Here is a 25,447-nt window from a genome sequence, read left to right as displayed (position 1 = left end):
GAGGTCGTGGCCTGCGTCAGGTCGTTGTCGATGCTCATCGGATCAGATCTCCTGGGCGAAGTTGCCCTGCAGCTTGGCGAACACGCGCTGGCAGGCGACGAGGGCGACGAGACCGACGACGCCCGCGACGGCCAGGCGGAGGAGCAGGTCGGACGGGTACTGCGAGTCGTTGCCCGCCGTCCAGAACGCCCGGTGGATCCCGAGGACCGCGAGCGTGATCGGGTTCGCCGTGTACAGGTTGAGCAGCCAGGTGTTCGCCGCGTTCGACACCATCTGCCAGCTGTAGACGATGGGCGAGCCCCACATGAGCAGCAGGACCAGGACCTCGACGAGGTACTGCATGTCGCGCAGGTACACGTTCGCGGCTGCGAGCAGGAGCGCGAGCGCCGTCGCCCAGATGAGGATGACGAGCGTCGCCGGGAAGAAGTAGAGCAGGTCGGGTCGCACCCAGTCGAAGCCGCTCTGCAGGACCGCTGCGGCGAGGAGCACGACGAGCTGGACGCCGAAGTTGAACAGCGCGGCACCGACACTGGCCAGGGGGGTAGATCTCCCGTGGCAGGTAGACCTTCTTGATGAGCCCGCCGTTCGACACGATGGACGCCGTCCCGGAGGCCACGATCTCGCTGAACAGCCCGTAGAGCGTCAGACCGGAGAACACGTAGATGGCGAACTCCGGGATGTTCCGCGACGCGCCGAGGATCTGGCCGAGTACGAAGTAGTAGATCGCCAGCTGCACGAGCGGACGGATCAGCGTCCACGCGAATCCGAGCGCACTGTCCTTGTACCGGGACTTCAGGTCGCGCCGGATGAGCAGGTCGAGCAGCTGCCGGTGGGCGAACACCTCGCGGATCGACCCGAGCACCGCGGTCGCAGGACGACCGGCGGGGGCCATGCGCTCCTGACGGAGACGCTCGAACCGCTCGCTGACGATGTTGCTCATGGGTTCCTCACGTAGGTGCGCTGGGGCGACGGACAACTGTACATCGGCCTCCGGGCGGGGCCGCTGCGACGGTCAGCGCCCGTTCTTGCTCTCGCGCATGATGCGCACACGGTTCTGGACCTTGTCCCGGAGACCGGACACGCCGTTCTGGCGGAGGTACCAGGTCGCGAGTCGGACGTCGCGGACGACGCCGTGGCGGCTGTTCGCGATCTCGTGGAACTGCATCTCGCGCTGACGGGCCGGGCTGAGCGCGACGCGCGGACGGCTGCCCGCCGTGACCGATCCCGCCGGCACGGCGGCGTCGTGCGCGCGGTCCGCGGCGACCTGCGGGTCCTTGCAGAACTCGACGAGGGGAGCGAGCGCACGCTCCCACGTGAAGTCGTCGCGGACGCGGCTGACGGCAGCCCGGGCGGCGGCGGCGGCCTCCGGGTCGTACAGCATCGACTCGAGCGCGGCGGCGAGGGCGTCGACGTCGCGTTCCTTCACGGCGACACCCATGCCCTCGGCCGCGACGAGGTCGCCGAAGCTGTCGCCGTCGGTCGTGACGATCGGCAGGTTCGCCCACATGTAGTCGAGGATGCGGGTGCGGAACGAGAAGGTCGTCTCGATGTGCGCGAAGTGCGTGCTGACACCCGCGTCGGCCTCGAGCAGGTAGTTCTGGCGGTCGTCCAGCGCCACCCACTGCTCGTTGAAGAAGACGTGCTTGCCGGTCAGTCCGAGCTGGTCGCTGATGCGGCGCGTCTCGGCGACGATCGCCATCTCGGGCACGTCCGGGTTCGGGTGTGCGACACCGAGGAAGAACAGGCGGATGTCGTCGTGGCGTTCGGCGACCTGGGCGACCGCGCGGACGAGCGACGGGGTGTCGAACCAGTTGTAGATGCCACCGCCCCAGATGACGACCTTGTCGTCCTCGCCGATGCCGGGCGTGACGCCACGGATCGCCTTGCGCTCGTGCTGCGGCGGCCGGGAGTCCATGCCGAACGGCGCGATCGCGATGAGCTTGTTGAGGTTGTCGTCCGCCAGGTAGTTGTCCGGGTTGACGCGACCGACGGCGGCGAGCTGCCCGAGCCAGAACAGGCGCTGCCGTTCCGAGGCACACAGGAAGAAGTCACCGCGCTCGAGCTGCGCGTTGATGACCTCGGTGGTGCTCGTCACCTGGTTGCGCCAGCCGACGTCACCGTTGTCCCGGGCCTGCTCGAGCTGCTCGAGGTGCATCGGGTCGTAGAGGTCGACGACCATGATCTTGTTCGACTTCTGCAGGGTCGTGAAGTGGTGCAGCGCGTAGCCCTGGAAGAAGATGACGTCCGCCCACTCCTCGTGCTCGCGCATCGCGCGCTCGTGCTGGAGCGGCACGCGCGTCACCTCGAAGGCGTCGGACTTCCGGTTGGCGACGTTCCAGGTGACCAGGCGCACGTCGTTGTCCGAGGACAGGGCCTCCGCGATCTTCCACGCCCGCATGCCCGGGCCCGCCATCTTCTCGCCGAGGGCGTCCCCGGTGATGACGAGGACCTTCGTGCGGTGCATCGGCGCCTCGATGTCGAAGGCCTCGAGGATCGCGCGGTAGCCCTCCAGGAAGTAGCCGTCCTCGAAGAGCGGCTTGAAGGCGTCGCCGAACAGGCGGAAGACGTCCTTGTCGCTCCGGACGCGCTGCGACTGGATCCGACGACGCTCCTCGGACAGGCGGGGGGAGGTCCGCCACGAACTGGTCGAGCGCGAAGAACCCGGCGACGGTCTCCTTCGAGATCGGCGTCAGCGCGTCGAACTCGTCGGGCGCGCCGGTGAAGCGTCGGATGTCGAACTCCTCGGAGTCCCGACCGCTCTTCGCGACCGCGCGGCGGGCGAGGAGGGCGAGGGCGGCGGGGAGGAAGACGCCGAGGTTCTCGTCCGACAGGTTCTTGTAGAGCAGGTGCAGGGCGTTCCGCTCGAGCAGGTACATCTCGCGGTGGTCGCCGAACGACTTCATCGAGCCGTGGTGCTTGTGGAACACCACCGAGCGCGGCGCGAACCGTACCCGGTAGCCGAGCAGGTTGAGGCGCCAGCCGAGGTCCACGTCGTCGTAGAACATGAACAGGCCCTCGTCGAACCCGCCGACCTCGAGGAACACGTCACGACGGACGAACAGCGCGGACCCGGTGCCGAAGAGCAGGTCCTGGGGCTCGTCGAAGCGGCCGTCGTCGAGCTCGGCGATGTGGTTCTTGTAGCCCATCCCGAACCAGCTGAGCCCGGACTCGACGAAGTCGATCGTGCGGCCCTCCCAGTCGAGGACCTTGCTCGCGACGGCGGCGACGCGGGGGCTCGGCGCGAACCCGGCGATGCCCTCCTTGACCCAGTCGACGTGCGGCTTCGCGTCGTTGTTGAGGAACGCGACCACGTCCCCGGTGGCCTCGCGGGCACCGAGGTTGCTCCCGCCAGTGAAGCCGAGGTTCTCCGCCGAGACGATGATCCGGACGTTCGCCTGGTCGCCGAGTGCGGCACGGAGCCGTGCTTCGCTGTCGTCGCCGGAGCCGTTCTCGACGACGACGATCTCGAGACGGTCCGCCGGCCAGTCGACCTCGCTCAGTCGGGCGATGCACTCGAGCGTGTCGTCCGTGCCGCGGAAGTTGATGACGACGACGGACACGCGGGGCGCGGAAGAGGACATGGGTGGACTCCGTACGTCGACTGGCAGCGGAGCGCGGAGGGCGCGCCGCGGGTGCCCCGGAAGGCGGCACCACTATACCGAGAAGTCCACGGGCCTCCCGGGGTGCGCCGTGCTCGCCCGCGCCCGTGCGCCTGGGAGACTGTCGGCGTGGACGTCTCCGTGGTCATCGTCGACTGGCACCAGCCCGTCCTCACCCGCCGGGCCGTCGAGTCCGTGCTCTCGCAGCGTGTCGACGCCTCGGTCGAGGTCGTCCTCGTCGTGAACGAGGCCGACGAGGCGACCGTGCGGGACTACCGCGCGGACTTCCCGTCGCTCGTGGTCGTCCCGGAGCCGACGAACGCCGGGTTCGCCGGCGGGGTGGCGCGGGGCATGGCGGCGTCGACGGGGGGCGGTGGTCGTGCTGGTCAACAACGACGCCGTCGCGGACCACGGGTTCCTGGACCGTGGGCTGGCCGCGCTGGCGGCCGGCGGAGCCGGGACCGCTGCGGTCGCCGCGACGGCGGTGCTCGAGGGGCGGTTCGTCGCGGTCGACGGCCGTGCACCGCGCTCGGACGACGACCTCGTCGCCGCCGACGGTAGCCGGTGGCGGCGGACCGCGACCGGTGGCGTGACCCTGGTGAACGGGACCGGGGTCGTGCTCGACCGCAACGGCAACGGCCGCGACCGGGACTGGCTCCGACCGGTCGACGACGCCCCCCGAGCACGCGCCGCTCTTCGGCTTCTCCGGCGGTGCCGCGTTCCTCCGGCGGCAGGCCGTCGAGGCGGTCGGCGGCTTCGACGAGTCCCTCTTCATGTACTACGAGGACCTCGACCTCGCCTGGCGGCTGCGGCTGGCCGGCCACCGGATCGGCTCCGCCCCGGACGCCGTCGTCGTCCACCGGCACGCGGCGAGCTCGGGGAGCGACTCGCCCCTCGTCCGCTACCAGAGCATGCGGAACCGGCTGCTGGTCACCGCCCGCAACGCGACGGCCGGCATGCTCACCCGGGTCGTCGCGCGCACCGTCGTCCGCATGCTGGAGGACCTCCTCCGACCGGGTCGGGCACAGCTCACCCCGGCCGCGTGGGCACGGCTCGTCCGGGAGGCACCTGCCGCGCTCCGGCGGGCGCGCCGCCTCCGCCGGTCGGACAGGACGGGCCCGGCGGCACGCCGCGCCGTCGAGGCGTCGCTCCAGGGCGCTGCGCGCCGTGACACCTCGGCCGCCTGAGCCTCCCTTCAGGCGCCGGCGGCGACGACGGCGGGAAGCCCGGGACCACCGGGCGCACGCGGCGGTGCGGGCTGAGCCGAGCCTCCCGGACAGGGTGGACCATGGCCCTCCGTTCGGGGGGTCATGCTGGGGGGCTGTGTGATCGCTGTGGCGCAGGTACGCTGCTGTGGCGCGTGTGTTCCGCCGCCATCAGGGGTCGACGGACACGTCTCCCGAACCGCGTGCCGGACCCACCCCGTCGCCGCCCCCCGGAAAGGCCTCCGACGTGAAGAAGCTCGTCGCCATCGCCGCCAGTGTGCTCGCCGTCGCGAGCGTCCTGGTCGGCTTCCAGATCGCGGGTCCGTCCGCGCACCAGGAACCCGCCAGCGCCCTGAGTGGCTCGTCGTTCCAGGCCGGGAACATCATCTCGGACGCCAACTTCTACAACGGCACGTCGATGACCGTCGACCAGGTGCAGTCGTTCCTGAACGCGCAGGTGTCGTCCTGCACGAACAGCGGGTGTCTCCGCAACGGCCGGTACTCGATGAACAGCCGCTCGGCCGACGCCATGTGCGGCGCGGTGACCGGCGGCTCGTCGCTGTCGACCGCGCAGATCCTGACGCGCGTGGGCGCGGCCTGCGGCATCAGCCCGAAGGTCATGCTCGTCACCCTGCAGAAGGAACAGGGGCTCGTCACCTCCCGCGGCCCGTCGGCCGCCGTGCTCGAGCGGGCGATGGGCTACGCGTGCCCCGACAACGTCGGCGGCCACTGCGACCCCGCCTACGCGGGCGTCGGCAACCAGATCTACTGGTCGGCCTGGCAGTGGAAGCGGTACGGCAACCCCCCGGGCACGAGCAACTACTTCACCTGGTTCAACCCGGGCGGCACCCGCGCGATCCAGTACAACGTCCCGACCTCGTGCGGCACGAAGTCGGTCGCGGTGCAGAACAAGGCCACCGCTGCGCTGTACTACTACACGCCGTACACCCCGAACACGGCAGCGCTGAACAACCTCTACGGCACGGGTGACGGCTGCTCCGCCTACGGCAACCGCAACTTCTGGCGGATGTACACGGACTGGTTCGGGTCGACCACCGGCTCGCCCACGACCGCGAAGGGCAACCTGGACGGCGTCACCGCGTCCTGGAACACGGTCACCGTCAACGGCTGGGCCCTCGACACCACCACGAAGTCGAGCACGAAGGTCGTCGTCGCCGTCGGGTCGGCGAACCGCACCATCACGGCGAACACGACGCGGTCGGACATCGCCGCCGCCTACGGCCTCGGGGCAGCCCACGGCTTCACCGCGACGATCGACGCGCCGCCCGGATCGCAGCAGGTCTGCGTCACGGCGAAGTCCGCCGACGGGAAGACCGGGACGTCCCTCGGGTGCAAGACGGTCACCGTGAAGGACGGGTCGCCCACCGGGTCGCTCGACTCCGTCGTGGCGAACAAGGGCAGCACCGTGACGCTGACCGGCTGGGCGGTCGACCCGGAGGCGAAGGGCGCCATCGGCGTCCGCGTGTACCGCGACGGCGGGTACGTCACCCGCGTCAGCGCCGACGTGCTCCGGTCCGACGTCGCCGCCGCCTACCCCGCCCTCGGCGGACGGCACGGGTTCGTCGTCACGGTCCCGACCACGGTCGGTGCGCACAGCTACTGCGTCACCGGGGTCAACGTGAAGGCCGGCGAGGACCGTCGCGTGGGCTCGTGCAAGAGCGTCACCTCGCCGGGCAGCACGCCGATCGGCAAGATCACGAGCCTGCCCACCACGTCGAGCTCGATCCGGGTCGCCGGCTGGGCGCTCGACGGCGACACCACCGACCCGATCACCGTGCGCGTCTTCATCGACGGCGTGGGGCACGGCATCCGCGCCGACCGCACCCGTCAGGACGTGGGGAAGACCTACCCGGCATGGGGCACCTCCCACGGGTTCTCCGGCACCTGGAAGGCGGCCATCGGCACGCACGAGGTGTGCGTGACGGCGAACGGCGTCGGTGCCGGGCCGGCCAAGGCGTCGATCGGCTGCAAGCAGGTCACCGTCCGCAACACGCTGCCGGTCGGCAGCCTCGACACCGTGACGGCTGCGACCGGTTCCGTGACGGCCGCCGGCTGGGCGCTCGACCCGGACACGAAGGCGACCCCGGTCTCGGTGGACGTCTACGTGGACGGTGTCGGCAAGCGCGTGCTCGCCCGGGCCACGCGGTACGACGTCGACAGCGCGTACCCGGGTGCGGGGGCCCAACACGGGTGGTCCGTGAAGCTGACGGCGAAGAAGGGGTCGCGGTCGGTGTGCGCGTACGCCATCGACTCGCAGGGCGGCCCGAACGCCACGCTCGGTTGCCGGACGGTCACCGTCCGCTGACCCCGGCGCTCCCGCTCGACGAGGCCCCGGTCCCGGTGTGGACCGGGGCCTCGTGCAGTCCCGCGGTCCGGCTCCCGCCCGCCGGCCGCCGGGGAGACACCCTGGAGGTCCTTCCGGGTCCCGTGCCGACGCTGTGAGAGGATCATCCGGTGCTCGAGACAAGACCGCCGACAGGGGACTCGGCGGACACCGCCCGAGGGGTGGCCACCGCCAGGGGAACGGACGACCCCGCGGGGCTCCGTCACCGGCTGATCGCGATCGGCGTGCCGCTCGTGCTCTGGGTGGTCGTGAGCGTAGCGGGCTGGTTCCGCCTGACGGCGCAGGTGCGCAACACGGTCTGGGCCGAGGACGGCAAGGTCTTCCTCGAGGAACAGTTCGACATGGGCGTCCTCGGAGCGCTGTTCCACGACTACGCCGGGTACCTGCACGTCGTGCCGCGGTTGCTCGTCGCGGTGGCCTCGCACGCCGCGCCGATCGACCGGTTCGCCGTCACGGTCTCCGTCCTCTGCGTGCTCGTGACGGGAGCCGTCGGTGCCGCCGTGTACGTCCTCACAGCCGGCGTGCTCGACTCGGTGGTGGCGCGGGTCCTGCTCGCGTTCGTGCCGGCGCTCGTGCCGCTCGGCCCCATGGAGATCCAGGCCAACGTCGCGAACCTGCACTGGTTCCTGATGTTCCTCGTCCCGTTCGCCCTCCTCACCCCGGTCCGGTCGTGGACGAAGGGGATCCTGCTCGGCGTCGCGACGTTGCTCGCCGGGCTCACCGAGATCCAGGTCGTCGCCTTCTTCCCGCTGTTCCTGCTCGGCATCCGGAACCGACACCGGTGGCCGGTCATCGCCGGCACCGTGGTCGGCGGGGCGGCGCAGGTCGTCACCACCCTCATGCACCCCCCGCGCACCCGCGAGCGTCCCGCACGACACCGTCGCCGACATGGCGCTCGGGTACGTGGTCCAACCGGTCGCCGGCTCCGTCACCTGGAGCATGCCGACCGTCGGGCGCCTCATCGCGGAGCACGGCCTCGGCATCGTCCTCGTGCCCTTCACCGTGGCGCTGCTGGTCGTCCTCGCCGGGCTGTGGTCCGGCGTCGCCCGCCAGCGCTGGGTGCTGGCGTCCATGCTCTGGGGCTCCGCGGTCGTCTGGTTCGGGGCCGTCTGGTTCAACCCGAACGAGATGCTCGCGTTCGCCCACTTCGACGACGAGAAGTGGCTGGGCGTGTGGACGTTCCGCTACAGCGCGGCCGCGTCGATCTACGTCATCGCCGCCTTCGCCGTCGTCGTCGACGTGGCGCTCCGGCGTGCCCGGACGGCCCGGTCGCGGGGCGGACGTGTGGTCGCGGCGGTCGCCGCGGCACTCGTGGCGCTCGCGATCGTCACGACGTTCGTCACCAACTACCAGATGGACAAGGCGAACCGCCAGGGCGGACCGTTCTGGGACCAGCAGGTGGACTCGTCCGAGTCGGCCTGTACCCGGGAGCCCACCGGGAACGCGACGGTGGAGATCGCACCGGGGCCGCAGTGGGCGACCACCGTGCCCTGCACCTTGATCGACCGGAACGGCTCGCGCTGACCGGTGCACGACCGCAGAACCTGAGAGAGACATGACCAACAGCACCGACCTCCGGACCCTCGTGATCGTCCCGACGTACAACGAGGCCGAGAACATCGACGACATCGCGCGACGCATCCTCGAGACGGTCCCGACCGCGCACCTGCTCGTCGTGGACGACGGCAGTCCGGACGGCACCGGCGACCTGGTCGAGGCCCTGGCCGCGACGGACGAGCGGGTGCACCTGCTGCGCCGCACCGGCAAGCTCGGCCTCGGCACCGCGTACGTCGCCGGCTTCCGCTGGGGCCTCGAACACGGTTTCGACCTGCTCACCGAGATGGACGCGGACGGCTCGCACCCCGCGGACCGGCTCCCCGCACTCATCAGCGCCGTGGCGGACGCCGACCCGTCCGAGGACGTCGTCCTGGCGATCGGGTCGCGGTGGATGCGTGGCGGGTCGGTGGTCGACTGGCCGAAGCGCCGCGAGTTCCTCAGCCGCGGGGCGAACACGTACGCCCGGCTCATGCTCGGTCTCGACGTGCACGACATCACGGCGGGCTTCCGCGTCTACCGGGCGGACGCGATCGCGCGCATGGACCTCGGGTCGATCGACTCGAAGGGGTACTGCTTCCAGATCGACATGACGCTGCGCGCGCACGACCTCGGCGGCCGCATCGTCGAGGTGCCGATCCGCTTCCGTGATCGCATCCACGGCGTGTCCAAGATGAGCAAGGACATCATCGTCGAGGCGATGGTCCGGACGACGCAGTGGGGCCTGCAGCGCCGGTTCCGGCCCGGGGCCACGCGACGGGCGTAGCGGGCACCGGGAGGCTGCGGACGGCCCTGCTCAGAGCGGAGCCAGGCGCCGCCGCCACGACCGTCGTCGGGCGGACACGACGAGCACGGTCACGAAGAGCATCAGCCCGGCCCCGTGCAGGACGTAGCTCTCGGCCGCGCTCGTGACCCCGAGCAGCACGAGCACGGCGGCCGGCCAGACGTAGGCGACGCCCGGGAACGTCGTCGCGGTGACCCAGGAGCGTGCGAAGGCGAGCAGCGCGGCACCGACGAGCAGCAGCATGCCGGCGAGCCCGATCTGCAGCCAGGCGTCCACGACGGCGTCCAGGCCCGAGGTGAAGCGGGCGCCGACGGGGTCCACGAACGTGACGTAGGGGACGACCGGCTCGACCGGCCAGGTGCCGACCCAGCCCCAGCCCTGGATCGGGTACTGGTCGATGAACACCCGCATCTGCCGCCAGAGCTCGAGGCGCGTCGAGGTCCCGCCCGCGGCTCCGATCTCGGGGAGCAGGCGGTCGCGCGCGAGCACGACGAACACGCCCATCGCGACCACGACGGAGCCCAGGACGGTGTTCACCACCGGTCGTGTGCCGGCCCGGACGTGTCGGAGGGACCAGAGCGCGAGCGCCGTCACGGCCAGCGCGATCATCGCGAGTCCGGTGATCGGTGACTGCACGAGCATGAGCGTGATGACCGCCGTCGCGGTCGATCCGATCGCGCGCCACATCGTGACGGACCGGGTGAGGAACTCGACGACGAACGTCACGAGGGCCACGGCGGCGATGAAGCCCATGAAGTTCCGGGTCCCGCCGATGCCCTGGATCGGGCCGCCGTAGGCGATGTCGCCACGGATGCCGAAGGCGGGGATCGGCACGTCGAGCACGAGCCCGGACAGGACCTCGAGTCCGAGGGCGACGACGAGCAGGATGCGGAACGCGTCGCCGCATGCGCGGATGACCTGGACGAGGTCGCGTCCGAGCGCCAGGTAGAGGCCGAGCCCGACGAACCCGACCGTCGCGGTGAAGCCCCGGAGTGCGACCCAGGAGTACTCGCTCCACAGGACGCTCAGGCCGCAGTACCCGACGAGGGCGAGGAGCGACAGCGGCAGCACCCCGTGCCACTCGATGCGGTAGCGCTGTCCGAGCAGGCTGAGTCCGGCCAGCACGACCAGGGTCACGAGCACAGCCCAGGTGCCGGCCGTACCGACCAGGACGCGGACCGTCGGCTCGGCGAACGCGAAGAGCACGATCGCGGTGGCGAGGGCCTGGCTGAACCGTCCGCCGGCGGAGAACCCGATCCACGCGGACAGGTACCGGCGCGCGCGCACGCGTCGCGTCGTCCGGGCGTCCGTCATCCGTCCATCTTGTCGCACCCGGCTGAGGCCGACGTCCGTCATCGCGGAGCGTCGATATGACGGATCGTCCATGAACGGCTACCGTCACGCGGGATGGCTCTCTCACGCTCGGGCCCCTGGACGGCGTCGGCCGTCCTGCTGGTCGGCGTGCTCGCCGCCTGGACGGCTTGGACACGCCTCGGCGCCGTGGCGCGGGGGACCGCCTGGGCGGAGGACGGCGGGCTCTTCCTCCGCGAACGGATCGCGTTCGGTCCGGTCGACACGCTCCTGCGGCCCTACGCGGGGTACCTGCACCTCGGACCGCGGTCGGTCGTGGACGCCGCGCTCCTGTTCCCCGTCGACCGCTACGCGCTCGCCGTGTCCGCCATCTGCTGTTGTCTGGTCGGTGCCGTGTGTGCGGGTGTGTTCGTCCTCGCGCGGGACGCAGTGCCCTCCTGGCCGCTGCGCCTCGTGCTGGCCGCCGTCCCCGTGCTCCTGCCGGCCGCCCCCCTGGGAGGTCTCCGGCACGGCCGCGAACCTGCACACCTTCGGCCTGTTCCTGGCACCGTGGTTGTTCGCGTACCGCGTCCGGACCTGGGTGGGAGCGGTCGCGCTGGCGGCGGTCACGGTCCTGGTCGTCGGCACCGAGGCGCAGGCGGTCCTCTTCCTGCCGCTCCTCGTGCTCTCCTGGCTGCCGTCGCCGACCGGGTCGGTCGCGCCTGCCGCCGCGGGAGGACCCGTGACCCCGGGTCGGCCCGGCTCTCCGGACCAGCTCGGTACCCCGGGGCGGCGCGGCACGTCCGGCCGCCTCCTGGCGCTGCCGGTCACCGTCGCCGCGGTGGTCACGGGGGGCCGCGCAGGTCGTGACGGCGCTCACCACGGAGCGCGAGTCCGAACGGGGCGACCCGACGGCGCGGGACGTCCTCAGCGGATGGCTCCTGCAGACCGTCGGGGGGACTGTGGCGAGCCGACGTCGCGTCGGTCGGTCGCGCGGTCCTGGACCGGGGGGTGGTCGGTCGTGGCACTCCCCGCCGTGGGGATCGCGCTCGTCGTCGTCATCGCCGTGGTGCTCGCGGCCGTCACGCGCCGCCGTCGGGCGGCGGTGCTCGCCGCCGCCCTCGCCGTCGGGTCCGCCGCCACCTGGACCGCGGCACTCGTCGCCAACGCCTCGGCCGACGGCCACTGGTCACGGTCCGGACCCGGGTCCCTCGTCGACGCGACGCCGTCCCGTTACGCCGCCGCGGCGGGCCTGCTCCTCACCGCTGCGCTGGTCGTGGCCGCCTCGGTGCTCGTCGACGGCCACGTCCTCCGGTCACGGGTGTCGGGACGGACGGGAGGCGCGGCGCGCGTCGTCCTCGCCGCCACCGGGTGGTGCGTGGTCGCGCTCGTCGTCACGTCGTGGGTCGCGAACCTCCCGGGCGTCGCGCAACGGAGCGTCGGCCCGGCGTGGCAGCCCCAGTTCGCGGACGCCGAGGCCCGGTGCCGGGCGGACCCGGACGCGGTGCTGCGTGTCCGGGCGTTGCCCTGGGATGCCCACGTGCCCTGCGCGCTCGTCCTCCGGGACCGCTGAGGCGACTCCGGTCCGGGCGCTGCGGCGCGGCTGACCAGCTCCGTCCGCGGTGACGGCCCGGTCCGCGGTGACGGCCCGGTCCGCCGCGATCGCGGGTACCAGCGACGGGACCGGCCCCCGTCGACCGGTCCGTCCGCTGCTCAGCGCACGGTCCCCGGGTCGGCGGCACGGTCCCCGGGTCAGCGGCGTGCGGCCCACCGGAACTCGCGTCGGGCGGACGGGGTGCGGACGCCGTCGCCCACGGACACCGGCTCCTCGGTCACCAGCACGGTGCGCGCCTTGATCGCGAGGAGGGCGAACAGCACCCAGTTGCCCTGGTAGAGGAGCCGCGACTCGGCGACGGACTGGACCAGCAGGGCGACGACGACGAGCAACGGGAAGAGCGTCACCGGGTCGAACGGCCGCGGGGCCAGGTCGGGCCCGAACCCGGCGCGCGTCGCGCTCGACCAGGACCGGCTCAGGGTGGTCAGCACGTAGGCGGCGAACAGCACCAGCCCGACCAGGCCGGTCTGCATCCAGACGTCGAGGGCCGCGTCGTGTGCCTGCAGGTAGGTGACGCCGTTCCGCGGCGCGAGCTGCGCGAGCAGCGGGATGTCCGGCCACCAGTAGCCGATCCAGCCCCAGCCGACGACCGGGTGCTGCTCGACGAGCCCCCCAGACCGCCTGCCAGATCGTCCCGCGCCCGGTCAGGTCGGACGACCGCCCGAGCAGCTCCGTGAGTGGGCCGCGCGCGAGCAGGACGGCACCGCCCACGACGACCGCGACGCCGACGAGTCCCGCGTACCGGGGAGCGCGGCGACCGTCCGGGACGCGGCGCATCCAGAGGGCGGCAGCGAGCACGGCGACGACCACGACGGCGGCGACGATGACCGTGGAGGACCGGGTGAGCGCGAGCACGAGCACGGCGACGACGAGCCAGCCGATCGCGCGGTTGCGGCGCATCCGACCCTCGGTGAGCTGCACCGCCACGGCGATCGCGGCGACGAGCGCCACCATCGCGAGCAGGTTCGCGTTCCCGGGCAGCCCCTGGATCCGTCCGCCGGTGAGCAACTCCGCGCGGGAGGAGTAGAACGCGTCCGGGACGTCGCGGTCGCCGTAGTCGGTCCAGATCGGTGCGATCGGGTGCCGGACCACGACGGCGACGACGGCCTCGAAGAGGAGCGACAGTCCGAGTACCCACCGGAACGCCAGGCTCGTCGCGTCCAGGATCCGGCGCCACGTCAGGGTGGAGGCGATGGCGAACGCGACGAGCGCGCACACCACCTGGGCGACGAGACTCGCGAGCGTCGCCCAGCGCCAGTGCGACCAGAGCACCGTCACGAGGCACCAGGCCAGGAAGAGCCAAAGAGCGGGCGGCACCCGGACGAACGGCGGGCGAGCACGGACGACCACGCTCACACCCCACGCCCCCCTCGGCGGCCCAGACGAGTGCCGCCCCGTACCAGGTGATCGTGTTCGGGACGGCGTCGCCGGCGGACAGTGTCAGCAGGACGGTGGTCGCCAGGGCGAACGCCTCGCGCTCGGAGACGCTGCCGCGGGCGAGTGGCCAGGTGTTCGTCACGGGGGACAGGCTAGCGCGCGGGGTCACGGTGCCAGCGAGTCCAGCGCAGCGCGCAGTCGGTCGCCGAGTGCCGGCGCGAGCGTCGTGGCGAACGTCGCCGTGAGGTGTGTCGGGTCACGGTGCGTCAGCACCCCGCCGATCACGGCCGGGCAGACCGTGGCGGTGCAGTACCGATCGGTCATGTCCACGTACCGCGCAGAGTCGCCGAGCACCCGGACGGCCTCCTCGTTCCCGTCGAAGGCGGCGAGGGCCTGTTCCCGTGGCATGTCGCAGTCCCCGGTCGTGGGTCCCTGCATCTGCGCGAGGCAGGCCACGACGTCGTCCCGGGCGATCGGGTTGTCCCGGATCGCGATCACCGGGACCCCGCGGTCCGTGGCGGTCCGCCACGCGTCGACGAGCCCCTGCACGACCGTCTCGTCGTTCGTGCTGCCGGTGGGGACCACGACCGGGCTCTTGGTCGTCGCGTGGGTGACGACCACCGCGTCGAGTTCGTCGGCGTGCCCGGCGATCCACGCGGTCGCGGCGCGCTTCCAGCCCTGGCAGCTGTCCGTGTAGCCCTGCGTCGGGGCCTCCTGCACGGCGGTCGTCAGGTAGCACCCGATGTGCCCGGCGACGTCGATCCGCCAGTGCTCGCGTTCCGCGATCGCACGGTACGCGGTCATCAGCGCGTTGTTGTGCGAGTCGCCCACCGCGAGGAGGTGTCGGCGGTACCCCGTCTCCGGCCCGAGCGGGCAGACGTTGAAGTCCGCGGTGCGGTTCGACCAGCACGCACCGCTGTTCGCGTCGTCGCGCGCGACCCGCAGCGGGCGCCGGGACACGGACGTCGGCGAGCCGCGGGTCGACGCAGGGGTCCGACGAGCCGATCCGGGCGGCGGCGCCGAAGCAGGGCACGTCGCCGCGCTCGAGCCGCTCCGCGAACGCCGCGGCCTGCTGCTGCTGGACCTGGAGCGCGGTGAGGGTCCCCGCGCCGAGGGCGACGACGGCGACGGTGGCGACGAGCCCGAACAGGGCCACGCGGCGGGGCCGCAGCCGTCGGACCCGGGCCGAGGACCGCAGCGGCTCCTCGACGGCGAGCGTCGTCACGGCGGCGAGGACGAACGAACCGACGAGCACCAGGAGCTTGCTCCGCGTGCCGAGCGGGTGTCCGAGCACCATCGGCAGGACGACGACGGCGGGCCAGTGCCACAGGTAGACGGCGTACGAGATCCGGCCGGTGAACGCGACGGGCGCCAGCCGACCGAGCACCTCGAGGCCGCTGCGACCCCCCGGCGGTGACGACGAGCGCGGCCGACAGGACCGGCAGCAGTGCGGCCGTGCCCGGGAACGGCGTCGCCGGTGTGATCACGACGACGGACGCGACGAGTCCCGCGACGCCCAGCCACGCGCCTCCCGTCCGGACGAGGCGGACCCGCGGTGTGTCCGCGAGTGCGAGCGGGACGGTCGCGACGAGCCCGCCGAGTGCGAACTCCCACGCACGGGTGGCCGTGGAGAAGTAGGCGATGCCGGGTCCGGTCCGCGTCTCGACGACGCACCAGACCAGCGAGGCGACCGCGACGACACCGAGCAGGAGGCGCGCCGTGCGGACGGGGCTCGCGCCGCGGGTCCGACGCAGGACCCAGCCGGCGACGAGCAACAGGAGCGGCAGCGCGATGTAGAACTGCTCCTCGACCGACAGCGACCAGAAGTGTTGGAAGGGCGAGGGCTGGTTGTCGCTGGCGAGGTAGTCGACGGCGTCGGAGGCGAGCTGCCAGTTCTGCAGGTAGACCGTCGACGCGATGAGCTCGCGCCCGTACTGCCCCCACAGCGAACTCGGGACGACCAGCAGGACCACCACACCGGTGACGACGATCGTCAGGAACGCACCGGGCAGGAGCCGACGAGCGCGCCGTGCCCAGAACGAGCCGAGCTCGACACGGCCGGAGCGGATCTGTTCGCGGAGCAGGTGCCCGGTGATGAGGTACCCGGAGATGACGAAGAAGACGTCGACGCCGACGAAGCCCCCCGGCAGGCGGTTCGGCCACAGGTGGTAGAGGACCACGGCGAGGACGGCGAACGCGCGCAGCCCCTGGATGTCCCAGCGCGTGCCGGGGACGGTGTCGGTGTCGGAGGGGGGCGGTCGCGGACATCGCCGAGAGTCTACGGGCCCGCACACCCCCCGATCCGGCTCACTCGGCGCGCTGCAGGGCCCGCTCGATGCCGCGCTCGAGGAAGGGCCGCAGGGTCTTCGCGAACGTGTTCGTGATGTGCGTCTTGTCGCGGTACACGAGCACCCCGCCGATGACGGCCGGGCACGTCGTGTCCGTGCAGTACAGGTCGGTCAGGTCCACGACCTGCGCCAGCCGACCGATCCGCTTGGCCGCCTGCTCCTGGCCGTCGAAGGGCGCCGTGCCCGCTGAACGGGTCTGGTCGCACGCGGTGGTGGTCGGCCCCGTCATCCGGGCGACGCAGGTGACGACGCCCTTCGCCGGGACCGGGTTGTCGCGGATGGCGATGACCGGCACGCCCGCGTCGGTCGCGGTCCGCCACGCGGTCACGAGCCCGTCGACGGTGGCGTCCTCGGCCGAGACGTCCCCGGCGGCCAGCACCGGGCGGGAGGTCGCCGAGTGCGTCACGAGCACCGCGGTGAGGTCCTCGTGGTTCTCCTCGATGTACGCCATCGCACGCTGCTTCCACGTGGTGCAGCTCGCGAGCAGCCCGGCGCTGGGAGCGGACTGGTCCGCCGCCGTGAAGTAGCAGCTCGGGTGACCGGCGACGTCGATCCGCCAGCCGTTGGCCTCGGCGATGCGCTGGTACACGTCGATCAGGGCGTTGTTGTGCGAGTCCCCGAGCGCGATGAAGCGCTTCGTCCAGCCGATCTCCGGACCGAGCGTGCAGCGGGCGAACTGGCCCGCCCCGTCGGACCAGCAGGCGTCGCGGTTCGCGTCGTCGCGCTTGGCGTTCGCGGGGGGCCGGGACACGCACCGAGCGCAGGTCCGGGTTCACGCACGGGTCCGCGGACCCGATCTCCGCCGCGGCGCCGAAGCACCGGACGTCGCCGCGCTCGAGCCGCCGGGCGGCCTCCTGCGCCTGCGTCTGCTGCACCTGGAGCGTCCCGAGCGTGCCCGCGCCGAGCGCCACCACCGCGACCGTGGCGCAGATCGCCGTCACCGCGACGCGACGAGGACGCCAGCGGCGGACGCGGGACGCGAAGCGGAACGGCTCCTCGACCAGCAGTGTGGACAGCGTCCCGACGACGACCGACCCGACCAGCACGACGACGCGGCCCGTCAGGTCGAGGTCCCGCCCGAGGACGAACGGTGCCAGGACGATCGCCGGCCAGTGCCAGAGGTAGATCGCGTAGGAGGTACGCCCGAGGTGCGCGACCGGGGCCCACCGCCCGATCGACTCGAGCGCCGTCCCCCCCCGCCGAGCAGCACGACGAGCGTCGCCCCGAGGACCGGCAGGAGCGCGGCCGACCCCGGGAACGGCGTCCCGCCGTCGAGCACCGCGAGTGACGCCACCAGGAACGCGACGCCCGCCCACGTCCCCGTCGCCCGGAGCAGGGCGACGCGTCGGCGACCGGTGGTCGGGACCGGCAGCGTCGCGGCGAGGCCACCGAGGGCGAACTCCCACGCGCGGGTGGCGGTCGAGAAGTAGGCGACCCCGGGCGAGGTCTGCGTCTGCACGACGCTCCACGCCAGCGAGGCCGCCACGACGACCAGGAGGACGACGCGGACCACGACCGCGGGCGACACCGCGCGGCGGGCGAGGATCCGGACGAGCGCGACGGTGCCGATCAGGACGAGCGGCAGCGCGATGTAGAACTGCTCCTCGACCGAGAGCGACCAGAAGTGCTGGAACGGCGACGGGTCGTCGTCGCCGGCCAGGTAGTCGACGGCGTCGGACGCGAGCTGCCAGTTCTGCAGGTAGATCGTCGACGCGATCAACTGCCGACCGTACTGCCCCCAGAGCACCGACGGCACGACGAGGAGCACGGTGACCCCGGTGGCCGCGATCGCGAGGAACGCCGCCGGCAGCAGGCGGAGCGCACGGCGGGACCAGAACCGGGCGAGTGCGATGCGTCCGGAGGCGAGCAGCTCGCGGAGCAGGTGACCGGTGATCAGGTAACCGGAGACCACGAAGAAGACGTCCACGCCGACGAAGCCGCCGGGCAGCCGGTGCGGCCACAGGTGGTAGACGACGACCGCCAGGACCGCGAAGGCACGAAGCGCCTGGACGTCCCAGCGGGTGCCGTCCGTCGGGCGGGCTCGCGTACTGCTCGTCTCGGACATCCGGGAGAGTCTACGGAAGAACTGCGGCGTCCCGCGTCGCAGGGCGGTGACCGTCGGGTCGGCCGGATACGCTCGGACCATGTTCCTCGGCATCACGAACACCCCGCGCGACTACGCCTGGGGCTCCGTCTCCGCGATCCCCGAACTGCTCGGACGGACCGTCACCGGCGTCCCGCAGGCCGAACTCTGGCTCGGTGCCCACGCCGGCAGCCCCAGCGTGGTGGTCAACCCCGCGATGGTCGGCGGCGCGGACACGGTGCTCGACTGGATCACCGCCGAGCCCGAGACCGCCCTCGGCACGGACCGGTCCGGGCTGCCGTTCCTCCTCAAGGTCCTCGCCGCCGCGGCCCCGCTGTCCCTGCAGGCGCACCCGACCCCGGAGCAGGCCCGGGAGGGCTTCGACCGCGAGGAAGCCGCCGGGGTCCCGCTCGACGACCCGGCGCGCAACTACAAGGACCCGTTCCCGAAGCCCGAGCTCGTCGTCGCCCTGAGCGAGCGCTTCGAGGCGCTGAGCGGCTTCCGACCCGTCGCCGACGCGCTCGCCGAGGTCGAGGTGCTCGACGCCGGTTCCGGTCGGCTCGGTCCGCTCGTCGTGCACCTGCAGCACGGGCTCGAGGACACCGTCCGCTGGCTCGAGGAGACCGACGACTCGGCCCGCGCGGTCATCGGCGCGGTCGGGCACCTCGCGACGGAGGCGGTCGCCGCCGCAGGCGCGGACGGTCGGGTGACGCCGAACACCGCGACCGCCGCCGACCTCGCCCGTGCCTACCCGGAGGACCCGGGCGTGGTGGTGTCGCTCCTCATGCACCGGGTGACGCTCGCCCGCGGCGAGGCGATGTACCTGCCCGCCGGCAACATCCACGCCTACCTGGACGGGCTCGGCATCGAACTGATGGCGCCGTCCGACAACGTCCTCCGCGGGGGGCCTGACGCCGAAGCACGTCGACGTGCCGGAGCTCCTGCGCGTGCTCGACTTCACCCCACACCCGGCACCGCTCCTCGAGCCGGAGCACCTCGCGCCCGCGGTGGACCGGTTCGCGCCGGAGGGCGTCGGCTTCGCACTGGTGCGCGTGACGAACGACGGGCGACCGGTCGGTGCCGGTGGCACCGCGCCCCTGGACGGGCCGTCGATCGCGATCTGCACCGAGGGGGGTCGTGACCCTGGTCGGTGCGCACTCGGCGACCCTGCTCCGCCGGGGCGAGTCCTGCTACATCACGCCGGACGAGGGCGACGTGACGGTCGAGGCCGACGCCGGCAGCGGGACCACCGCGACGGTGTTCATCGCCACCGGCGCCTGATCGGCGCCTGACCAGCGACTGACGGGCGGCCACCGGGCCGCCGGCGCCCGTTCCGCTAGCGTGGCGGCATGAGTTGGTTGGTCACCGGCGGTGCCGGGTACATCGGGTCCCACGTCGTCCGCGCGCTCGGTGCGGCGGGCATCGACACGGTCGCGTTCGACGACCTCTCGAGCGGGTTCCGCGCGTTCGTGCCGGAGGACGTCCCGTTCGTCCAGGGCACCGTCCTCGACGGCACGCTCCTCGAGCGGACGATGCGGGACCACGCGGTGACCGGTGTCGTGCACGTCGCCGGGTTCAAGTACGCCGGGGTCTCGGTCGAGCGGCCCCTGCACACGTACGAGCAGAACGTCACCGGCATGGCGACGCTCCTCCGGGCCATGGCCGAGGTCGGCGTCGACAAGGTCGTGTTCTCCTCGAGCGCGGCGGTCTACGGCACGCCGGACGTCGACGTCGTCGTGGAGGAGACCCCGAAGGCCCCGGAGTCGCCCTACGGCGAGTCGAAGCTCATCGGCGAGTGGTTGCTGCGGGACATGGAGGTCGCACGCGGCTTCACCACGACCTCGCTGCGCTACTTCAACGTCGTCGGCTCCGGGCAGCCGGACCTGTACGACGCGAGCCCGCACAACCTGTTCCCGCTCGTCTTCGACGCCCTGCTCGCCGGTCGGACGCCGCGCATCAACGGTGACGACTACGCGACGCCGGACGGCACCTGCGTGCGCGACTACGTCCACGTCGCGGACCTCGCGCACTCGCACGCGGTCGCGGCCCGGAAGCTCGAGACCGGTGCACCGCTGCAGCGCGCCTACAACCTGGGCAGCGGTGACGGCGTCAGTGTCCGGCAGATCATGGACGCGATGGCGCGGGGGGACCGGCATCGACTTCCGGCCCGAGGTCGCCCCGCGGCGCGCCGGCGACCCGGCCCGCATCGTCGCGACCGGCGAGGCCGCCGCGCGGGACCTCGAGTGGGCGATGCGGCACTCGCTCGACGACATGGTGACGAGCGCCTGGGAGGCCCGGCGGCACGCCGCCTGACCGGTCGCCGCGCCGTCGGCCCCCGTGGTCGTCCTGGCCGCGGGGGGTCGTTCCGTGTCCCCCCGGATCGGGTCTGGACACGGCGCGACACGCCCGAATGGGGGGACATGCGACGGCGGAACGCGGAGGGGCTCCTATGATCCGCGACTTGACTCCGGGGAATCACACCGCTGTAATTACACCGACGGCATCGTCGTCAGGGCCGCAACCGAGACGTCAAGGGGTGATCAGGGTGAGTGCATCCGACTTCGAAGCCGGAGTGCCGGACGACTGGCACGTCGACCCGGTGGCGCTCGGTGTGCCGGGAGTCCGTCGGACGACCGAGACCGACGATGAGAACCCGCTCTCCTGGCAGGTCGACTCGCTCTGCGCGCAGACCGACCCCGAGGCGTTCTTCCCCGAGAAGGGCGGCTCCACCCGCGAGGCCAAGAAGATCTGCACCTCGTGCGAGGTCCGGGCGCAGTGCCTCGAGTACGCGCTCGAGAACGACGAGCGGTTCGGGATCTGGGGCGGCCTCTCCGAACGTGAACGGCGGAAGCTGCGCAAGCGCGCCTGAGTCGCCGCCGGCCGGCGCCGGTCCGGCCACCTTCGCAACGCGCCGCCGCCGCCCACCGGAACCGAGCCTCCCGGCCCGTAGAGTGGCGCCGTCATGCAGCCCAGTGCCTCCTCACGCCGCGTCACAGCGATCCTCGTCGCCGCCGATGCGGCTGACCACCTCGACCGCACGCTGAACGCCCTCGCTGCGCAGACCCGTCCGCCCGAGGCGCTCGTCGTCGTCGACGTCGGGTCCACCGACGGGTCCACCTCGGAACTCTCGTTCGGCGGCAGCGCCCAGCTCTCCCGGATCCCGGCCGGCCGGCCGTTCGGCGAAGCCGTGCGGCATGGCGAGCGGGTGGCGCCCCGCGCCGAGGCCGAGGACGGCGTCGACGAGTGGCTCTGGCTCGTCGGACACGACAACACCCCGACGCCCGGGACGCTCGCGGCACTCCTGGCGGCCGTCGAGATCGCCCCGTCGGTCGCGATCGCCGGGCCGAAGCTCGTCCACGTCGACGACCCGGCGCGCATCGCCGCCTTCGGCGAGAGCATGACCCGGCTCGGGCGCTCCGTCACCCTGGTGCAGGACGAACTCGACCAGGGGCAGCACGACCGCCAGACCGACGTGCTCGGCGTCTCGGCCGGCGGCATGCTCGTCCGGCGGTCCGTCTGGAACAGCCTCGGCGGGTTCGACCCGGCGCTGCCGGACGTCGACGCCGCCCTCGACTTCTCCGTCCGCGCGCGCCTGGCGGGGCACCGCGTCGCCGTCGTGCCCGAGGCCCGCGCCACCAGCGCCGGGCCGATCGAGGAGTTCGGCCGCGCCAAGGTCTCCGAGCGTCGCCGCGTGCGGATGCACCGGCAGGCACAGCTGCACCGGCGCCTCACCTACGCGCCCGTCGGCGTCCTCTGGCTGCACTGGCTCACGCTCCTGCCCTTCGCCGTCGGCCGCGCGGTCGGACACCTCGTCGCCAAGCACCCCGCGGCGGTCGCCGGTGAACTGGCGGCCGCGCTCGCGGTCGCCTTCGGCGGTGGCGTCCGACGTGCCCGTCGGACGCTGGCCGCGAACCGGAAGACCGGGTGGGCGGCGATCGAGCCGCTCCGCGTGAGCTGGCGGAGGGTGCACGAACACCGCACCACATCGCGTGACGTCGAGCTCGCGCGGGCGGAGGACGCACCGGTCGCCCGCGCGTCCTTCCTCGGGGACGGCGGCGTCTGGGTGGTGCTCGCCGCGGTCGTGCTGAGCGTCGTGACGCTGTTCCCCCCTGCTCGGCTCGCCGGCGCTCACGGGCGGGGGACTCCTGCCGCTGAGCACCGACGTCGGTGACCTCTGGCGGAACGTCGGGTACGGCTGGCACTCGCTCGGCACCGGCTCCACCGGACCGTCGGACCCGTTCGCCGCGGTGCTCGCCGTCCTCGGGTCGATCACGTTCTGGTCGCCGTCCACCTCGGTCGTCGTCGTGATGCTGCTCTCGTTCCCGCTCGCCGCGTTCGGCGCCTGGGCGGCCGTGCGCAAGGTGACGACGCGGACCTGGGTCCCGGTCATCGGCGCCGTGCTCTACACGCTCGCCCCCGCGCTCGTCGGCGCGGTCACCTCGGGTCACCTCGGCGCCGTGATCGCACACGTGCTGCTGCCCTGGCTGTTCCTGACGCTCGTCGAGGCGCACCGCTCGTGGGCGTCCGCGTCGGGCGCCGCGCTGCTCTTCGCGGTCGTCGCCGCGTGCGCCCCGTCGCTCCTGCCGGTGCTGCTCGTCGGGTGGCTGGTCGCCCTGGTGGTCGGCTTCCGGCACGCGCACCGACGCGTCTTCGTGCCGGTCCCGGCAGCCGTGCTGTTCCTGCCGCTGGTCCTCGCGCAGGTGGGCAGGGGGGAACCCGCTCGCCGTGTTCGCCGACCCGGGCGTACCGACGGCCACACCCGCGCCGAGCGCACTCCAGCTCGCCATCGGGCAGCCGCTGCCGGACTGGAACGGCTGGCTGTCCGCCACCGCGCCCCTCGGCCTCGGCAGCGCGGTGCTGCCCGTCGCGATGGCGGTCCTGGCACTCCCGGTCGCCGCCAGCGCCCTCGGCGCCGTGCTCGGGCACCGCTGGACCCTCGCGGGCACCGCGCTCGTCGCCGCACTCCTCGGGTACGCGACCGCGTTCGGCGCGACCCACCTCGCCGTCACCGGTGTCGGGTCCACGACGACGATCGTCTGGCCGGGCAGCGCCCTGTCCGTCATGGCCCTCGCCCTCGTGATCGCCGCCTGCATCGGCATCGACACCGTGCCACGTGCGGCCCCGGTCGTCGGTCTCGTCGCGAGCGTCTTCGCGGCCGTCGCCGTCGCGCCTGCGTTCGGGGCCTTCTACCTCGACCGCGCGGCGATCCAGCCGACCTCAGGACGGGTGTTGAGCGCGTACGTCAACGCCGAGGCGCAGGCCAACCCGGACGTCGGCACCCTCGTCGTGCAGCCCCAGACCGACGGGTCCCTCGCGGTCTCCCTCGAGCGCGGCCAGGGCTCGACCCTGGACGACCAGTCCACGCTCGACGCGACCGCGCTGTCGCTCAGCCGGTCCGGTTCGCGGTTGGCCACGCTGGCCGGGAACCTCGCGAGCCGCAGTGGCTACGACCCCGAGCCGGCGCTCCGGGAACTCGGCGTCAGCTTCGTGCTGCTCGACGACGCGCCGGACGACCCCGAGGCCCGGGCGGTCCACGACCGCGCGGCCGGGGCGATCGGCCAGAACGCGCTCTTCACGAGCATCGGCGAGACGACGAACGGCGCGCTCTTCCACTACGAGGGCGACGTCGACCGCACGAGCACCGGGTCCGCCGCCGCGAAGGCCACGCACGTGCTGTACCTCGTGGTGATCGGGATCGTGTTCGGTGCCGCCGCACTGCTCGCCGTCCCGACCGCGCCGCGTCGACGCCGTGCCACCTCGAACGTGATCGAGGCCGACGAACCCGCCACCACCTTCGACGAGGAGCGCGACGAATGAGCACGAGCACCGCGCGCCGCTGGGCGCTCCGCGGCACCGCGACCGCCGTCGCCGTCGTCGTCGCGGCCGGCACGATCGCCGCCGCGCACACCATCGGCACCAGCGAGACGCCCGGGCACCCGGCGGGTCGGACCGTCACGCCCGTCCCCGCCGCGGCGGAACGGGTCTGCGCGGGGAGCGCGCTGCGGCTCTCCGACGACGCCGGCAACGACGCCACCCGGGCGAGCGCGGTCGGTTCCCCGGAGATCGCGAGCGCCACCACGGGTGGGACCGTCGAGCGCACGCAGCTCGAGGGGTCGAGCACCGGCAGCAGCGACCCGACCCTGCTCACCGCGCCCGCCGGGGACACCGCGCCGCAGGTCGCCGGCAGCAGCGTCCAGAGCGTCTCGGACGGCGACCTGGTCGGCATGGGGGCGGCGTCGTGCGACGACCCGTCGCAGTCGACCTGGTTGGTCGGCGGCTCGACGGAGACCGGCCGGACGAGCCTCGTCACGCTCGCCAACCCCACCGACGTCAACGCGACCGTGGACCTGGCGATCGCCGACGCCGAGGGCACCGTCAGCGCGCCCGGCACGACCGGCATCGTCGTCGCCCCGAACTCCCAGAAGGTCGTCCCGCTCTCCGGCTTCGTCACCGACCAGGGCGCGACGGTGGTCCACGTCACCTCGACCGGGGGCCAGATCGTCGCGCACATGCAGGAGACCGTCGTCCGGACGCTCACCCCCCGGTGGGTTCGACATCGTCTCGGGCGGAGCCGCTCCCGCGCGCACGCAGGTCATCCCGGGTGTCGTGCTCGACGACGCCGAGGGGGGCGCAGCGTGGCGAGGACACCGCGGACGCGGCACCCGCGCTCCGGCTCTACGTGCCGGGGGGACCGGGCGGCGAGGGTGACGCTCGGCATCACGACGGCGGACGGCGGTGGCACCACCGTGGACGCCACCGCGGAGCCCGGCATCGTCACCGACGTGCCGCTCGACGACTTCCCGGACGGCCGGTACTCGTTCACGATCACCTCGACGGTGCCGATCGTCGCCGCGGCGCGCACGACCACGCCGACCGAGGACGGCCGGACGGACCTCGGCTGGTTCGCCTCGGCGGAACCGCTCGGCGCGTCGACGGTCACCGCCGTCGCCCCCCGGTTCCGGTGCCAGGCTCAACCTCGTCAACCCCACGCGGGAGGACGCGACCGTCACGATCGCGTCCGGTGAGGACTCCCAGGAGGTCGAGGTCGCCTCCGGGTCGACCGCGACGGTCAGCGTGCCGAGCACGCAGCAGCTGCGGATCACCGGCGCGGCGGGACTGGTCGCCGGCGTCACGTACCAGGGCGACGACGGCATCGCCGGGTTCCCGGTCCGGCCGTCCACCGAGGTGTCCAGCCCGCTGCGGGTCTACCCCTAGCGGGTCTGCCGC

The 25,447-nt window shown here is 72.7% G+C and carries 23 protein-coding genes and 2 pseudogenes; 16 read left to right on the top strand and 9 right to left on the bottom strand.

Annotation, left to right across the window (positions count from 1 at the left end; translation table 11 throughout):
- Positions 1-42: 42 nt before the first annotated feature.
- From DEJ15_RS13145 to DEJ15_RS13130, 3 genes are all read right to left on the bottom strand, one after another.
- Entirely contained in the window at positions 43-489 is a 447-nt protein-coding gene (locus DEJ15_RS13145; protein WP_284175108.1) for an ABC transporter permease, read from the bottom strand.
- A gap of 523 nt (positions 490-1,012) precedes the next feature.
- Complete coding sequence (locus tag DEJ15_RS13135; protein WP_284176211.1) at positions 1,013-2,218, bottom strand: glycosyltransferase family 4 protein; 1,206 nt, start codon at positions 2,216-2,218, stop codon at positions 1,013-1,015.
- Positions 2,115-3,581, bottom strand: coding sequence for a glycosyltransferase family 2 protein (locus DEJ15_RS13130; protein ID WP_284175107.1), 1,467 nt, complete (start codon positions 3,579-3,581; stop codon positions 2,115-2,117). The genes DEJ15_RS13135 and DEJ15_RS13130 overlap by 104 nt, the downstream gene beginning before the upstream one ends.
- A 147-nt stretch (positions 3,582-3,728) precedes the next feature.
- On the opposite strand from DEJ15_RS13130, the gene DEJ15_RS13125 reads away from it, so the two are divergent.
- From DEJ15_RS13125 to DEJ15_RS13105, 5 genes and pseudogenes are all read left to right on the top strand, one after another.
- Positions 3,729-4,160 carry a glycosyltransferase family 2 protein gene (locus tag DEJ15_RS13125; RefSeq protein WP_284175106.1) on the top strand — a complete coding sequence of 144 codons (432 nt, stop codon included), beginning with the start codon at positions 3,729-3,731 and terminating at the stop codon, positions 4,158-4,160.
- Positions 4,161-4,270: 110 nt separating this feature from the next.
- Positions 4,271-4,786 (top strand): annotated as a pseudogene (locus tag DEJ15_RS13120) (glycosyltransferase family 2 protein); the annotation flags it as partial.
- Between the two features lie 265 nt (positions 4,787-5,051).
- On the top strand, positions 5,052-7,130 hold the full coding sequence (locus tag DEJ15_RS13115; protein ID WP_110824508.1) for a hypothetical protein: 2,079 nt from the start codon (positions 5,052-5,054) through the stop codon (positions 7,128-7,130).
- 149 nt (positions 7,131-7,279) lie between these two features.
- The gene (locus tag DEJ15_RS13110) at positions 7,280-8,728 is read left to right on the top strand and encodes a glycosyltransferase family 87 protein (protein WP_284175105.1); all 1,449 of its coding nucleotides are present in this window, start codon (positions 7,280-7,282) and stop codon (positions 8,726-8,728) included.
- Positions 8,725-9,489: a polyprenol monophosphomannose synthase gene (locus tag DEJ15_RS13105; RefSeq protein WP_110824506.1), complete on the top strand. Its 765-nt coding sequence runs from the start codon at positions 8,725-8,727 to the stop codon at positions 9,487-9,489. Before DEJ15_RS13110 ends, DEJ15_RS13105 begins: the two co-directional genes overlap by 4 nt.
- Positions 9,490-9,519: 30 nt before the next feature.
- Here the strand turns inward: DEJ15_RS13105 and DEJ15_RS13100 are convergent, their stop codons facing one another.
- On the bottom strand, positions 9,520-10,794 hold the full coding sequence (locus tag DEJ15_RS13100) for an exopolysaccharide production protein (RefSeq protein ID WP_284175104.1): 1,275 nt from the start codon (positions 10,792-10,794) through the stop codon (positions 9,520-9,522).
- A 120-nt stretch (positions 10,795-10,914) separates the two neighbouring features.
- Here DEJ15_RS13100 and DEJ15_RS13095 point away from each other — a divergent pair, with 120 nt between their 5' ends.
- Positions 10,915-11,667, top strand: a complete 753-nt coding sequence (locus DEJ15_RS13095; protein WP_284175103.1) for a hypothetical protein — start codon at positions 10,915-10,917, stop codon at positions 11,665-11,667.
- A gap of 151 nt (positions 11,668-11,818) precedes the next feature.
- Positions 11,819-12,370 carry a hypothetical protein gene (locus DEJ15_RS13090; protein ID WP_284175102.1) on the top strand — a complete coding sequence of 184 codons (552 nt, stop codon included), beginning with the start codon at positions 11,819-11,821 and terminating at the stop codon, positions 12,368-12,370.
- A gap of 179 nt (positions 12,371-12,549) precedes the next feature.
- Here DEJ15_RS13090 and DEJ15_RS13085 read toward each other — a convergent pair whose 3' ends face one another.
- On the bottom strand, positions 12,550-12,885 hold the full coding sequence (locus DEJ15_RS13085) for a hypothetical protein (RefSeq protein ID WP_349814711.1): 336 nt from the start codon (positions 12,883-12,885) through the stop codon (positions 12,550-12,552).
- A gap of 368 nt (positions 12,886-13,253) precedes the next feature.
- Here DEJ15_RS13085 and DEJ15_RS13080 point away from each other — a divergent pair, with 368 nt between their 5' ends.
- On the top strand, positions 13,254-13,439 hold the full coding sequence (locus DEJ15_RS13080; RefSeq protein WP_284175101.1) for a hypothetical protein: 186 nt from the start codon (positions 13,254-13,256) through the stop codon (positions 13,437-13,439).
- A 515-nt stretch (positions 13,440-13,954) separates the two neighbouring features.
- On the opposite strand, the gene DEJ15_RS13075 is transcribed toward DEJ15_RS13080, so the two are convergent.
- The 4 genes from DEJ15_RS13075 to DEJ15_RS13060 form a co-directional block, all read right to left on the bottom strand.
- Complete coding sequence (locus DEJ15_RS13075) at positions 13,955-14,620, bottom strand: SGNH hydrolase domain-containing protein (RefSeq protein ID WP_284175100.1); 666 nt, start codon at positions 14,618-14,620, stop codon at positions 13,955-13,957.
- Positions 14,593-16,083 (bottom strand): acyltransferase family protein, encoded by a 1,491-nt coding sequence (locus DEJ15_RS13070; RefSeq protein WP_284175099.1) that lies wholly within the window; start codon positions 16,081-16,083, stop codon positions 14,593-14,595. The genes DEJ15_RS13075 and DEJ15_RS13070 overlap by 28 nt, the downstream gene beginning before the upstream one ends.
- A gap of 13 nt (positions 16,084-16,096) precedes the next feature.
- Positions 16,097-16,888 (bottom strand): SGNH hydrolase domain-containing protein, encoded by a 792-nt coding sequence (locus tag DEJ15_RS13065; protein WP_284175098.1) that lies wholly within the window; start codon positions 16,886-16,888, stop codon positions 16,097-16,099.
- A 309-nt stretch (positions 16,889-17,197) separates the two neighbouring features.
- Positions 17,198-18,283: an acyltransferase family protein gene (locus DEJ15_RS13060; RefSeq protein ID WP_284175097.1), complete on the bottom strand. Its 1,086-nt coding sequence runs from the start codon at positions 18,281-18,283 to the stop codon at positions 17,198-17,200.
- Between DEJ15_RS13060 and manA the strand changes: the two genes are divergently transcribed.
- From manA to DEJ15_RS13020, 8 genes and pseudogenes are all read left to right on the top strand, one after another.
- A complete protein-coding gene (gene manA / locus DEJ15_RS13055; RefSeq protein WP_284175096.1) occupies positions 18,282-19,361 on the top strand; it encodes a mannose-6-phosphate isomerase, class I in 1,080 nt (359 codons plus the stop codon). The genes DEJ15_RS13060 and manA overlap by 2 nt on opposite strands.
- Positions 19,358-19,501 carry a hypothetical protein gene (locus tag DEJ15_RS13050; RefSeq protein ID WP_284175095.1) on the top strand — a complete coding sequence of 48 codons (144 nt, stop codon included), beginning with the start codon at positions 19,358-19,360 and terminating at the stop codon, positions 19,499-19,501. Before manA ends, DEJ15_RS13050 begins: the two co-directional genes overlap by 4 nt.
- Positions 19,502-19,569: 68 nt before the next feature.
- Positions 19,570-20,533, top strand: a pseudogene (gene galE / locus DEJ15_RS13045) (UDP-glucose 4-epimerase GalE).
- Positions 20,534-20,756: 223 nt separating this feature from the next.
- A complete protein-coding gene (locus DEJ15_RS13040) occupies positions 20,757-21,089 on the top strand; it encodes a WhiB family transcriptional regulator (RefSeq protein ID WP_375232109.1) in 333 nt (110 codons plus the stop codon).
- Positions 21,090-21,182: 93 nt separating this feature from the next.
- Positions 21,183-22,391, top strand: a complete 1,209-nt coding sequence (locus tag DEJ15_RS13035; protein WP_284175094.1) for a glycosyltransferase family 2 protein — start codon at positions 21,183-21,185, stop codon at positions 22,389-22,391.
- A gap of 554 nt (positions 22,392-22,945) precedes the next feature.
- Positions 22,946-24,037 carry a hypothetical protein gene (locus DEJ15_RS13030; RefSeq protein ID WP_284175093.1) on the top strand — a complete coding sequence of 364 codons (1,092 nt, stop codon included), beginning with the start codon at positions 22,946-22,948 and terminating at the stop codon, positions 24,035-24,037.
- Positions 24,034-25,245 (top strand): DUF5719 family protein, encoded by a 1,212-nt coding sequence (locus DEJ15_RS13025; protein WP_284175092.1) that lies wholly within the window; start codon positions 24,034-24,036, stop codon positions 25,243-25,245. Before DEJ15_RS13030 ends, DEJ15_RS13025 begins: the two co-directional genes overlap by 4 nt.
- Positions 25,246-25,294: 49 nt before the next feature.
- Positions 25,295-25,435 (top strand): hypothetical protein, encoded by a 141-nt coding sequence (locus DEJ15_RS13020; RefSeq protein WP_284175091.1) that lies wholly within the window; start codon positions 25,295-25,297, stop codon positions 25,433-25,435.
- Positions 25,436-25,447 lie beyond the last annotated feature (12 nt).

The organism is Curtobacterium sp. MCJR17_043 (assembly GCF_003224315.2).
Taxonomy (GTDB): domain Bacteria; phylum Actinomycetota; class Actinomycetes; order Actinomycetales; family Microbacteriaceae; genus Curtobacterium.
The sequence above is the reverse complement of the archived record's forward strand: the minus strand, read 5'-3'. Positions and strand labels throughout refer to the sequence as shown.